This is a genomic window from Rhizobium sp. N122, assembly GCF_002211295.1.
Taxonomy (GTDB): Bacteria; Pseudomonadota; Alphaproteobacteria; order Rhizobiales; family Rhizobiaceae; genus Rhizobium.
In genome coordinates this window covers 331,627-344,310 of the sequence record NZ_LOKU01000001.1, presented here as the reverse complement: position 1 = coordinate 344,310, position 12,684 = coordinate 331,627, and the positions used below count along the sequence as shown (strand labels likewise).

The following is a 12,684-nucleotide window of genomic DNA, read 5'->3' as shown; positions in this document are numbered from 1 at the left end:
GAACCGGGTGCCGCTCGTTCAACATGCGCCCTTCTGATCTTCTGCGTCGGTGTCGGGGCCTGAAAGCCTGACCTGGAGTAAGGAGGTCAGCCATCTCGCGGCCGGCAGACCGACCGGGATATCGACAATTCATGGTTGTGGTATCCGATTGTCGCAGGCTTGTCCACTTGGCGCAGCAAAGCCCCAAAGTGGGACTGCCGCGAAGGTGAAAGTAGGGATTTGTTAAGGCTGACGCGGCGTTTATGACCTGCCGAACACACGCAGCTCACCGACATGAAGAGCAAGGATGTTCCGGTCGATCGGCAATGAAATACGCCGCATCCCCAAGCCATCGGAGCTGGAAACATGAGCGTTTCCTGTCCGCCAGAACAACGAAACAAAGAATGCAAATGGCTGACATCCTCCTCTTTCCGAACCCGGTCTCCAATACTTCGATAGACATTCATGATCTGCAGGTCGCACCCGAACCGTCCGACAATCCGGAGTTGGAACAGATGCTCCAGGCGCGTGCCCGGATTCGAAGTGTTTTGGACGAACTCGACAGGTTGAATGGCGAGCTGCAGAGCCAGTTTTTTGTCGATGGGATCGCGGGATAAGCGAGAGGATGCCGGAATGGGCTACGAGGTTAAGCGGCGTCTCTCGAGCGCCGCTTCTCAGTCCGACGATTTCTGGCTTTAGGTCCGGAACGATCTTGCAGCAAGCCTTGCATGGGCTCGCTCTTGAACTTGCGTCATAGACACCGTCAGCTTCGACAGCATCGTATCGCCGCTGTTGAGCCGCGCGTGCAGACCCATATCGCGGGGGAGAATGAAGCCGGTCCGACACCGGATCGTTTTCCTGTGCACGGCGCTCGACGATGTCGGGGATGCCGGTTGTCAGCCGGTCACCGTCTAGCTTTGGAAACCCTCTTCGCTATAAAGATTCGCTATGGCGGCAGAAGCGAGTTGTGTTGGCCATGCGCCAATGGATGAACCTACTGTGACAGTGTCAGCAGAAGACTGGCGCAACAAGAACCGCGGCGAAGCGGCATTTGAGCACATGACGGCAGGGGCCGATCAGACGTGTCCAACAAACGGAGTGGGAACCATGAACAAGACTTTGACGCGCCGGGCATTTTGCATTTCCACGGCAATCCTTTCCTTCACCGCGCTCATGACCGGCGTCTCCCAACACGCTCTCGCCGCGGATGAAACGATCAGGCTCGGCCTGGTATCGCCGATGAGCGGGCCGAATGCCCGTTACGGCGCGTTTTCGCTGCACGGCGCCGAACTGGCAGTGAAAGAAATCAACGATGCCGGCGGCATCGACGGACGCAAGATCGAGATCTTTTCCGCCGACAGCCAGGGAACGCCGGTCGAAGGCGTTTCGGCAACGCGGCGCCTGATCGACCAGGACAAGGTCAACTACATCATCGGCGATGTTTCGAGTTCGGTCACTCTGGCGATGCAGCCGGTCGCCGAAGATGCGGGCGTGCTTCTGCTGAACGCCGCATCGTCCAACCCGAAGATCACCTATGGCGCCGGCGTCGGCGGTTACAAGTGGACCTTCCGCAACTATCCCACGGACGAGAACCGGGCGCTGATCGTGGCGAAATATGCCGCCGAGCAGCGCGGCTTCACCAAATTCGCCGTTCTCTCGGTCGACAGCGATTACGGCCGTTCGGCGATCACCTTCACCAAGAAATACCTGCCCGACTTCAAGGGCGAGATCGTCTGCGAAGACTATTACAAGGAAGGCGAAGTCGATTTCCGCAGCGTGCTCGCCAAGATCCGTGACAATGGCGCCCAGGCGATCATCATGTACGGCCTTGCCGATACCACGCCGATCATCGCCCGTCAGATGCTCGAACTCGGGCTGGCCGGCAAGGTGACCCTGATCGGCAATGGCGAGTTCAACACCGAAAAGACCATCAAATCAGCGCCGAAGGTTCTTGAAGGCGCGGTCGAAGCCGCGGCATGGCTGCCGGCTTTCGATTCCCCCGAGAGCAAGGCTTTCGTGGAGAAGTTCACGGCCGCCTACAATGAGGCGCCGAACAACCACGCCTATGTCCATTGGGACACGGTTCACCTTCTCGCCCAGGCGATCAAGGAAGCCGGCAGCCCGGACCAGGCCAAGGTGCGCGATGCGCTCTCCAAGATCAAATATAAGAGCGCCGTCGGAGAGGTGACCTTCGACGATCACAACCAGGCCCGCCTGCCGATGATCCTGCTGCAGATCGAGGATGGCAAGCCGAGCATCAAAGGTGCCTACACGGCGGATATCCAGTATCCTGCGAACTGATCCACAGTCGGGGATAGGGCCATGTTCTCAACAATCCTTGAGCAGATCATCAACGGCATCGTGACGGGCTCCGTCTACGCCATCGTTGCGGTCGGCATGACGATGATATTCGGGGTGCTGCGGGCCATCAATTTCGCCCACGGCGAATATTACATGCTGGGAACGTTCGGGGCATGGTTCGCCATCGACTATCTCGGACTGTCCTATGAAGCCTCGATCGTCGTCGGCGTGCTGTCGACGATCGTCATCGCCTATGTGGTCGGCAAATTCGTGATGCAGCGCATGGTCGGCGCACCGGCGGAATCCGGGGTGCTCGCCACGCTAGGCATCGCGCTCGTCCTGCAGAATACCGTCATCCTGGTCTTCGGCGGCGGCTACAAGTTCTTCTCGGGCGGTTACATCGAACCGGTGTCGATCCTCGGCTTCAGCCTGGCCGAGCAGCGCGTCATCATTCTCATCGTCTGCCTGATCGTGTTCATCGGCCTCGAACTGATGGTGACCTATACCAGGATGGGCAAATCCATGCGGGCGGTGTCGCAGAATGTCGAATGCTGCGAGGTGGTCGGCATCGATGTGCCGCAGGTCGTGCTCAGGACCTTCATTCTCGGCGCCGCACTTGCTGCCCTCTCCGGAGTGCTGACAGCGCCGGTCAATGTCAGCGTTTATGGCGGCATGGGTGAGTTGATCACCTTCAAGACCCTGCCGATCATCATCATGGGTGGCCTCGGCAATGTGCGCGGCACCTTCTTCGCGGCGATGATCCTCGGTATCGCCGAGAGCCTGGTTGCCACTTATGTCGGACTGCAATTCCGCGACACGGTCGGCTTCGCCACACTGATCCTGATGCTGATGTGGCGCCCGCATGGACTGTTCTCGACACAGGCGCGCTTCTGAGCGCGATCCGCCGAACCTTTCTCGAATTTGAGGACTTGCTATGTCTCTCACGGAAGTCTCGCAATCACAGCAGCGCCGCGATCTTCGCCTGCCGCTCGGTTTGCTGCTGCTGTTGGCCGCGCTCTGCGCCCCCTTCGTCGCCAGCACCTATGTCGTCCATGCGCTGATCATCGCGCTGATCTTCATGCTGCCGGCGCATGGCCTCAATCTTCTGGTCGGTTATACCGGCCTGCTCTCGCTCGCCCAGGCCGCGTTTTTCGGCATCGGCGCCTATGCCTCGGGCCTGCTGGCCGTCACCTACGGCACGCCGTTCTATGTCAATGTCGCCGCCGCCGGGCTGGCGGCGGGCGCCATCGCCCTGCCTCTCGGCATCCCGGCCCTGCGGCTGCGCTCGACATCCTTCGTGATGTGCACGCTCGGCTTCGTGATCATCGGCCAGGCGATCGCCAAGAACTGGATTTCGCTCACCCGCGGCGATATGGGCCTCTCCAGCATACCGAAGCCGCATTTTGCGCTTGGGCCGCTGTCCTTCACCGTATCGGGCACAACGGCCTTCTATTATCTGGCGCTGGCCGTCGGAATTCTGGCAACACTCGCCGTCTGGATGATCGTCCGCTCGCCTGCCGGCCGCAACATGATCGCCATCCGGGAGAACGAGACGCTGGCCGAATCCGTCGGCATCCCCACTTGGCGTTACAAGCTGATCGTCTTCATGCTGAGCGCGGTGTTCGCCGGCGTCGGCGGCAGTCTCTACGCGCATTATCTAACGGTGGTCAGCCCGCTGACCTTCCAGATGTATTATTCGACAACGATGCTGATCATCGTGCTCGGCGGCGGTGCCGGGACGATTTCGGGCGTCGTCTTCGGCAGCCTGCTGTTCGTCGGCCTGACCGAGGCCCTGCGTGTGACCCCGGAACTTCGGATGATCGCCTACGGGCTCTGCCTGCTCGTCCTGGTCTTCTGGTTCCGGAAGGGTTTTGCGCCCGTCATCAACCGCCTCTGGGATTCGATCGGGAGCGCGAAATGACCGGTCTTCCCATTCTCGAAATCAGCAATCTCACGAAATCCTACGGCGCGGTGAAGGCAGTCGACGATGTCAGCGTTCATGTCGAGCGCGGCGAGATCGCCGGCTTGATCGGGCCGAACGGCTCGGGCAAATCGACCTTCTTCGATTGCAGCACCGGCCTCGGCAAACCCGATAGCGGCAAGGTGAGGCTCGACGGCCAGGATATCACCGGATGGACGCTGAACCGGATCGCCCGCGAGGGGCGCATGCTGCGCTCCTTCCAGAAGACGGTCGTCTTCAAATCGCTCGACGTCGAGGAAAACCTGATCATCGCGGGGCAGATGTTCAGCTTCCCGTCGCTGTTTTCCACCTTCGGGATCGGGAAGCTGTCGCGCAGCCGGGTGTCGGGATTGCGCGAACGGGCGCAGGAGCTGATCCGGATGGCCGGGTTGTGGGATGTGCGCAAACAGCCGGCCGGCAATCTTTCCGGCGGGCAGCAAAAGCTCATCCAGTTCGCCTCCATGTTGATGCCGGAGCCGAAGCTGATCCTGCTCGACGAGCCGATGGCGGGCATCAACCCGAAGATCATCGAACGGGTGGTCGAGACCATCCTCTACGCCAACAAATCGCTCGGCGTCAGCTTCCTGATCATCGAACACAATATCGACGTGGTGACCAGCATCTGCCGGCGGGTGATCGTGCTCGACCAGGGGCGCAAGCTCGCCGAGGGCCTGCCGCAGGAAATCATCAACGACCAGCGGGTCAGGGAGGCCTATCTCGGTGGCTGATTCAAACCTCTCGATCAAGAGCCTGCGTGCCGGCTATGGATCTCTCGATATCCTGAACGGCGTCGATCTCGACGTACCGGCAGGCCAGTTCGTGGCACTGATGGGACCGAACGGAGCGGGAAAATCGACACTTCTGAAGACGCTCTACGGCATGACGACGATCAAGGACGGCAGCATCGACTGGCGCGGCAAGAACATTGCCGGCTACAAGTCGCGCGCCATTCTTGGTGAAGGCATATCCTTCGTGCCGCAGGGCCGCTGCAATTTTCCGGTCATGACGGTGGACGAAAACCTGCAGATGGCGGCCTATACGCTGCGCGACGACAAAGTGAAGGCGGATCGGGATTATGTCTACGATCTGTTCCCGATCCTGAAGACGCGGCGCTCGACGCTGGCCGGCAATATGTCGGGCGGCGAGCAGCAACTGCTCGAAGTGGCAATGGCCGTCCTGCAGCGCCCGAAAGTGCTGCTGGTCGACGAGCCGTCGGTCGGCCTTTCGCCGGCTGCGATCGGCATCGTCTTCAACGAGCTGCTGCGCCTGCATGCCGCCGGGCAGACCATTCTGCTTGTCGAGCAGAACACGAAGAAGGCCATGGAAGTCGCCGAACGCGCGGTGATCCTCAGGCTCGGCAAGGTCATCTGGGACGGTCTGCCGGGGGAGATCAGCCACGACGAACTCGGCGAGCTTTTCCTGACGGGCAAGATGCGCGGCGAAACCGAAGCCGTTCACTGAAACCCAAGAAGAACCAAGGACAAATCCATGAGCACTTTCGTGCCAGCCTCACGCGTCTCCAGGATCAAGGTTTCGCCGAGCACGGCGGCGGCGGCGCGCGCCCGCGAGCTGAAGGCGGCCGGCCGCGACATCGTCGACATGACGGTCGGCGAACCCGACTTCGATACGCCGGATCACGTCAAGGCCGCGGCCCATGCCGCCATCGATCGGGGCGAAACCAAATACACCGCCGTCAACGGCACGCCTTCCCTGCGCAAGGCGATCATCGGCGATTTCGAGCGGCGTCTCGGATTGCGATATGCCGATAACGAGATCTGCGTCGGCGGCGGCGCCAAGCAGATCCTGTTCCTCGCCTTGATGGCCAGCGTCGAGAACGATGCCGAGGTCATCATTCCGGCACCCTATTGGGTCTCCTATCCCGATATGGTGATCGCCAACGAGGGCAAGCCGGTCATCGTGCAATGCCCGCAGGAGCAGGGCTTCAAGCTGACGCCGGAAGCCCTCGAAGCGGCGATCACGCCGAAGACGATGTGGCTGATCCTGAATGCGCCGTCGAACCCGACCGGCGCTGCCTATAGCCGCGACGAACTGCGGGAGATCGGAAAGGTACTGCTGCGGCACCCGGAGATCATGATCCTCTCCGACGACATCTACGATCAGGTCTGGTTCAAGGACGAGCCGATGACGACGCTGGTCGCAGCCGTGCCGGAACTGAAGGAGCGGGTGCTCCTCACCAACGGCGTATCGAAATCCTACGCCATGACCGGCTGGCGCATCGGTTACGGAGCGGGGCCGGCGCCGCTGATCGCGGCGATCAACAAGCTGCAGTCGCAGATGTCGTCCTGCCCGTCCTCGGTCAGCCAGGCGGCGGCCGCGCATGCGCTCGCCTCCGACCAGGGCTTCGTTACCGACAGCGTCAAGGTCTATAAGGAACGCCGCGACTATGCCTGCCGGCGTCTGAACGCCGTGCCGGGCCTGTCGTGCCTGGTGCCGGACGGGGCCTTCTACCTCTTTCCCAACTGCGCCGGCGTGATCGGCAGGAGGACGCCCGAGGGCAAGGTGGTCGAGACGGACCTCGACTTCGTCCTATATCTTCTCGACGGCGTCGGCGTGGCGGCCCTGCAGGGCGCGGCCTATGGCCTTTCGCCATATTTCCGCCTGTCGATTGCCACCTCGATGGATGCCATCACCGAGGCCTGTGATCGCATCGAGCGGGCGGTCGGCGAATTGCGTTGAATTCTGCAGCACGCGGGAGGGGCTTGCGCGCCTCCCGCCCGAGGTCTTAGGTTCCGTAAACCGAAGCTTGAGGCCATGAGCGTAGATTTCAGAAAACTGCGAAGTTTCGTCAAGATCGTCGATACCGGCAGCGTTTCGCGCGCAGCCGCCCTGCTTCGCACCGCTCAGCCTGCGCTCTCCCAGCAGATCGCCGCGCTGGAGGCCCATTTCAAGCACAAGCTCCTGATCCGAAGCAATGTCGGCATCACCCCGACCGAGGCCGGCCTGATCCTCTATCGGCATGCCCAGCTGATGCTGAAGCAGATCGATCAGGCGCAGACCGATATCAACCAGTCCGCAAAGTCGGTGGCCGGAAGGGTATCGATCGGGCTTGCGACCTATTCGACCTCGAGCGCCTTGTCGCTGCCGATTCTGAAGGAAATGAAAGCCCGTCACCCCGACGTCGTCGTCCACATAAACGACAGCTTCGGCCACATCCTCAGCGAACTCATCATGACCGGCAAGATGGACATGGCGCTGATCTATGCCGCAGACCCCATCAAAGGGGTGATGCTCCAGCCGCTGTTTCGGGAGCAGATGTTCCTGGTATCGCCGCCGGGCGCGGAATTGCCCGGCGACCCGTCCGAGTCTCTGCCGCTCGCATCGGTCGATGCCCTGCCGCTGCTGCTGCCCAGCAAAGGCCATCTGCTTCGCCGGCTCATCGACGAAGCGTTCGCCCGCGCCCGCGCCCATCCGCAAGTGCTGTCGGAGATCGAGTCGGTGCCGGCGCTCGACGCCGCGGTACGGGAAGGGCTGGGGTCCACCATTCTTCCGGCATCGGTGGTCACCGAAACCTCCTATTTCGCCGGCACGCAGGTGCGGGCGCTGACCAAGCCCGTCATCGAAGCGACCGTCTCCCTCTGCGTCTCCGACCATCTGCCTCTGTCGGAGCCGGCGCTCGCGGCGCGGGCCGTCCTGCTGGAGATCGTTGCAAAGCTGATGAGCAGCCAGCATCAGGGTATCAAGACGGTTTAGAGCCGACCCGTTTTTCAACCGCGCCTGCCATAAGCAAACCCTATGGCGGCAGACGGCAACTGTGTTAGCCAAGCCGGTCGCCGATCACCTAACCTCCTCAGAAGACATAAGCGTCTCCGAAACGCATGAGACCAACGGTTGCTTCGAGGGAAACATGGCAAAACTGGCTTTCGACACTGGCGGCACCTTCACCGACTTCGCATTGCTTGATGACAATGGCGATCTCCATTTGCACAAGGTGCTGAGCACGCCGAAGAACCCGGCGGAAGCGGTCGTGCAGGGCGTGTCGGAACTCCTGGAACAATTCTCCTCCGCCATCTCGATCGAACGTCTGCAGGTCTTGGGTGCGACGACGGTGGTGACGAATGCCGTGCTGGAGCGCAAGGGCGTCGAGACCAGCTTCATCACCACCGATGGCTTTCAGGATATGCTGCGCATCCGCAACGAAGGCCGCTACGACCTCTACGATCTCAACATCAAATATCCGGATCCGCTGGTCACGAGGTCGAACAGCTATGGCGCCGTCGAGCGCATCGCTGCCGATGGCGAGGTAATGACGGAACTCAAGGAAGAGACCGTCCGCGAAATTGCGTCGCATCTGAAGAAGAAGGGCATCCGTTCCGTCGCCGTGTGCCTGCTGCACGCCTATAAATATCCGCAGCACGAACAGCGTGTGGCAGCCCTCCTGCGTGAGGAAGACCCCGATATTTTCGTATCGCTGTCGTCGGAGGTCTGCCCTGAGATGCGGGAATTCGACCGCGCTTCGACGACGGTCGTCAATGCCTATACCCGTCCGCAAATGGCCGGTCATGTCGCCCATCTTCAGCGCGAATTCGCCACGAAAGGCATCGACCGCCAGGTTCTCTGGATGACCTCGTCGGGCGGCCTGGTACCGAGCCGGCGCGCCGCCGAACTTCCCGTCCGCCTGATCGAATCCGGTCCCGCAGCTGGCGCTGTCGCCGCCGCCGAGTTCGGGCGCATCGCCGGCGAGGGAAGCGTGCTTTCCTTCGACATGGGCGGCACCACCGCGAAGCTTTGCCTGATCCCGAACGGCGAGCCGACGGTCGGGACGGACCTCGAGGTTGCTCACTATCAGCGTTTCCGCAAGGGCTCCGGCTTCCCGCTGAAGATCCAGTCGATCCAGATGATCGAAATCGGCGCCGGCGGCGGGTCGATCGCGGCAAAGAACCCGCTGGGTCTTCTCGATGTCGGCCCGCATTCGGCGGGTGCGATGCCGGGGCCGGCTGCCTATCAGCGCGGCGGCACGCAGCCGACGGTGACCGATGCGGATATCCTGCTCGGTTATATGGGGACGGAGTCCTTCGTCGGCGGCTCCTTCAAGGTGTCGAAGGACGCCGCGCGCGAAGCGATGGCCGCACTTGCCAAATCGCTCGATGTCAGCGTCGACCGCTGCGCCTGGGGCATTCACGATCTCGTCAATGAATCCATGAGCAAGGCGGCGGCCATGCATGCCACCGATCTCGGTGTCGATCCGCGGTCGCTGCCCATGGTGGCATTCGGCGGCGCGGGCCCGGTGCATGCCTACGGCATCGCCCGCAAGCTCGGCATCAAGCGCATCATCTGCCCGACGGGGGCAGGCGTCACCTCGGCCATCGGCCTGCTGATCGCGCCCGTCGCCGTCGACCTCTCCGCAAGTCATCCGATGCCGGTCGACAATTGGGACGTCGCGGCGGTCGACCGTCTGCTGGACGATCTGGCTGCGCAGGGCGCCGAGGTGGTCTCCGCCGCCGGGGTCGCCAAGGAGACGATCACCAACCGCTACACGGTCGACATGCGCCATGTCGGCCAGGGGCACGAGATCACCGTGGCTCTGCCCGATCGCGGCCTGCCGAAGCAGGAATTCCTCAAGCAGCTACTCGCCAATTTCTACAAGCTCTATCGCGAGCTGTTCGGCCGGACGGTCAACGCGTCCGTCGAGGTCATCACCTGGCGGCTTCGCGCCAGCGGCGAAAAGGATCGGGTGACCCGGCCTCACGAAGTCAATGCCGCCGATGCGTTGAAGGGGCAGCGCCAGGTCTATTTCCAGGAGCTCGGCGCCTATGCTGACACGCCTGTCTACGACCACTACCGGCTTCCGGTGGGGCGCGAATTCGCAGGGCCGGCGATCGTCGAGCAGCGCGAATCCACGGCCGTCGTCGGGCCAAGCGGCGTCTTCCACGTCGATGCCAACGGCAACCTCGTGATCAACATTCAGTAAGGCGAATTCCGATGTCGAAGACCGCTACCGATTTCAACGATCCGATCAATCTGCAGGTCATGTGGAACCGCTTGATCTTCATCGCCGATCAGGCCGACAACGTGCTCGGCAAGACGGCCTTCTCGCCGATCGTCCGTGAGAACCACGACTACGTCACCGTATTGCTCGACAGCAAGGGGCGGGCGCTTGCCCAATGCACCTGGTCCATCCCGGTCTTCATCACCTCGCTGCCGGCCGCGGCCCAGAAATATTTCCTGCCGAAGTTTCCGGCTGAAACGCTTGTCGAAGGCGATGTTCTCGCGACCAACGATCCGGAGATCGGCACCGGCCATCTGCCCGATGTGACGATGATCACACCGATCTTCAAGAACGGCAAGGTGGTGGCCTATGCCGGCTCGATCGCTCATCTGCCTGACATCGGCGGCGCGCCGCTTCATTCGGAGGCGAGCGACATCTTCGAGGAAGGCATCCGTTTCCCGATCGTCAAACTGCACAAAGCCGGCGTTCCCAATCAGGACGTTCTCGACATCATCGCCGCATCGGTGCGGCTGCCGACCGAAGTCCAGGGCGATCTGGAATCGATGATCGCCGCCAACAATGTCATGGGCCGCGAACTGGTGAAATTCCTCGATGAATATGGCCTCGACGATGTCGATGGCCTCGCCGAGGCGATCCATTCCCGCTCGGAGGCGCAGACCCGCAAGGCGATCAAGGCGTGGCCGAATGGCCGCTATTCGGCGCAGATGACGCTGGACGGCTATGAGACCGACATCATCTTGAAGGCGACGGTCATCGTCGGCGACGATGCCATCCATGTGGATTACGCCGGCACATCAGATCAGGTTCTCCACTCGATCAACTGCCGCACCAACTATCGCTACGCCCATTCGGTCTATGCGCTGAAATGCCTACTCGATCCCGATACGCCGAACAACGAGGGCTGCATCACGCCGATCACCGACGACGCTCCGCTTGGCTCCGTTCTCAATCCGGAGCAGTGGACGGCGGGCAATTCCCGCAACCTGATCGGCCATGCGATCCCCTCGTTGATCTTCCGGGCGCTCGAAGGCGTGGTGCCCGACAAGGTCATGGGCGACAGCGGCGGCGCCCCCATATGGGCGGCCAACTGCGTCGGCCGCCGGGATGACGGTTCGCAATACGGATCCGTGCAGAATTTCCATGGCGGTCAGGGGGGGCGTGCGGAATTCGACGGGCTGGATACGCTGAGCTTTCCATCGAACTGCAAAGTGACCGCCGTCGAAATGTTCGAAATCGCCGTGCCCGTGCTGATGGAGTGCAAGGAGCTCATCGCCGATTCCGGCGGCGCCGGCAAATATCGCGGCGGCTTGGGGCAGCGGGCAATCCTGCGCAATCTCGGACGCTCGGCGATGAACATCTATCTCGCATCCGAGCGTGTCCGGCATCCCTGCTTCGGTGTCGTCGACGGACAGGACGGCACGCCGGGCAAGGTCAGCAAGGAAGGCCAGCCGCAATTTCCAAAGGGCAAGGTCGTGCTGAAGACCGGCGAGCGGCTGGAAGTCGAAACGCCGGGCGGCGGTGGATGGGGCAGGGTGAGCGAGCGCCCGGCCGTGCTGATCGAGCAGGACCTTGCCGAAGGCCTGATCACCCCAAAGGCCGCAAAGCTTATATATGGCTACAAGGGCGCGGCCGCGGTGGCCGCGGAATAGGAGAAGCCATCATGGGCCTGTTGAACGGAAAGATCGCGCTCGTCACCGGAGCGGGAACGGGCATCGGTCGCGAGGCAGCGATCCTTCTTGCCGAGGAAGGCGCCACCGTCGTTCTCACGGGCCGCCGGATGGCGCCGCTGCGGGAGGTCGCCGGGCTGATCGAGAAGCGGCGGGGCAAGGCCTTTACCCGGCCTCTGAACATCGAATCGCGGCCGGAAATCTTCGAAAGCGTGAAGTGGATCACGGACGGCATCGGCCCGGTCGATATCCTCGTCAACAATGCCGGCAGCGCGAGCAAGGTGCTGAACGCGCGTTTCCTCAGCGAAGAAGAGTGGAACTCCACGGTCAACGTCAACCTGACCGCCGTCTTCAACCTCACCCAGGCGGTTCTGCCCGACATGATCGCCAATGGCGGCGGCACGGTGATCACCGTCTCGTCGCTTGCGGCTCTCAATCCGAACCTCCTGGGCGGGGCGGCCTATGGCGCTGCCAAGGCCGGGGTGAAGAACTTCATGACTTTCGTCCACAACACCTTTCGAAACCAGGGCATCCGGGCGACGACGATCCTTCCCGGCGAAACCAACACGCCGATCATGGACAACCGCGCACGGCCGCCGCTCGAAAGCGAGCGGGCCGTGATGCTCGATCCGCATGACGTGGCGAGGGCAATCGCGCTCTGCGCAAGCCTGCAGAAGGGCGCCGTCATCCCCGAGCTTCACATCTGCCCGACCTTCATGCGGGACACATCGGCCGATATCGAGACCGCGCGCTGGGTCGGCGCGCCAGCCGATACGCCCGACATGCCGAAATCAAGGAAATAGGAGGAC

The 12,684-nt window shown here is 62.0% G+C and carries 11 protein-coding genes; all 11 read left to right on the top strand.

Annotated features, from left to right (window positions below; translation table 11 throughout):
- Positions 1-389: 389 nt before the first annotated feature.
- The 11 genes from ATY75_RS01520 to ATY75_RS01470 all read left to right on the top strand — a co-directional run bounded on the left by ATY75_RS01520 (position 390) and on the right by ATY75_RS01470 (position 12,678).
- The gene (locus ATY75_RS01520; protein ID WP_245317521.1) at positions 390-596 is read left to right on the top strand and encodes a hypothetical protein; all 207 of its coding nucleotides are present in this window, start codon (positions 390-392) and stop codon (positions 594-596) included.
- A gap of 490 nt (positions 597-1,086) precedes the next feature.
- Entirely contained in the window at positions 1,087-2,280 is a 1,194-nt protein-coding gene (locus ATY75_RS01515) for an ABC transporter substrate-binding protein (RefSeq protein ID WP_088936172.1), read from the top strand.
- Between the two features lie 21 nt (positions 2,281-2,301).
- The gene (locus ATY75_RS01510) at positions 2,302-3,174 is read left to right on the top strand and encodes a branched-chain amino acid ABC transporter permease (RefSeq protein WP_049732089.1); all 873 of its coding nucleotides are present in this window, start codon (positions 2,302-2,304) and stop codon (positions 3,172-3,174) included.
- A gap of 40 nt (positions 3,175-3,214) precedes the next feature.
- Entirely contained in the window at positions 3,215-4,201 is a 987-nt protein-coding gene (locus ATY75_RS01505; RefSeq protein ID WP_088936171.1) for a branched-chain amino acid ABC transporter permease, read from the top strand.
- Positions 4,198-4,968, top strand: a complete 771-nt coding sequence (locus ATY75_RS01500) for an ABC transporter ATP-binding protein (RefSeq protein ID WP_088936170.1) — start codon at positions 4,198-4,200, stop codon at positions 4,966-4,968. The genes ATY75_RS01505 and ATY75_RS01500 overlap by 4 nt, the downstream gene beginning before the upstream one ends.
- On the top strand, positions 4,961-5,701 hold the full coding sequence (locus ATY75_RS01495) for an ABC transporter ATP-binding protein (RefSeq protein ID WP_064844773.1): 741 nt from the start codon (positions 4,961-4,963) through the stop codon (positions 5,699-5,701). The genes ATY75_RS01500 and ATY75_RS01495 overlap by 8 nt, the downstream gene beginning before the upstream one ends.
- A gap of 27 nt (positions 5,702-5,728) precedes the next feature.
- Positions 5,729-6,937, top strand: a complete 1,209-nt coding sequence (locus ATY75_RS01490; RefSeq protein ID WP_088936169.1) for an aspartate transaminase — start codon at positions 5,729-5,731, stop codon at positions 6,935-6,937.
- A 75-nt stretch (positions 6,938-7,012) separates the two neighbouring features.
- Positions 7,013-7,951, top strand: a complete 939-nt coding sequence (gene nac / locus ATY75_RS01485) for a nitrogen assimilation transcriptional regulator NAC (protein WP_088936168.1) — start codon at positions 7,013-7,015, stop codon at positions 7,949-7,951.
- Positions 7,952-8,105: 154 nt separating this feature from the next.
- Entirely contained in the window at positions 8,106-10,169 is a 2,064-nt protein-coding gene (locus ATY75_RS01480; protein WP_088936167.1) for a hydantoinase/oxoprolinase family protein, read from the top strand.
- An 11-nt stretch (positions 10,170-10,180) separates the two neighbouring features.
- Positions 10,181-11,857 carry a hydantoinase B/oxoprolinase family protein gene (locus ATY75_RS01475; RefSeq protein WP_088936166.1) on the top strand — a complete coding sequence of 559 codons (1,677 nt, stop codon included), beginning with the start codon at positions 10,181-10,183 and terminating at the stop codon, positions 11,855-11,857.
- A gap of 11 nt (positions 11,858-11,868) precedes the next feature.
- Positions 11,869-12,678 carry an SDR family oxidoreductase gene (locus ATY75_RS01470; RefSeq protein ID WP_088936165.1) on the top strand — a complete coding sequence of 270 codons (810 nt, stop codon included), beginning with the start codon at positions 11,869-11,871 and terminating at the stop codon, positions 12,676-12,678.
- Positions 12,679-12,684: the final 6 nt, after the last annotated feature.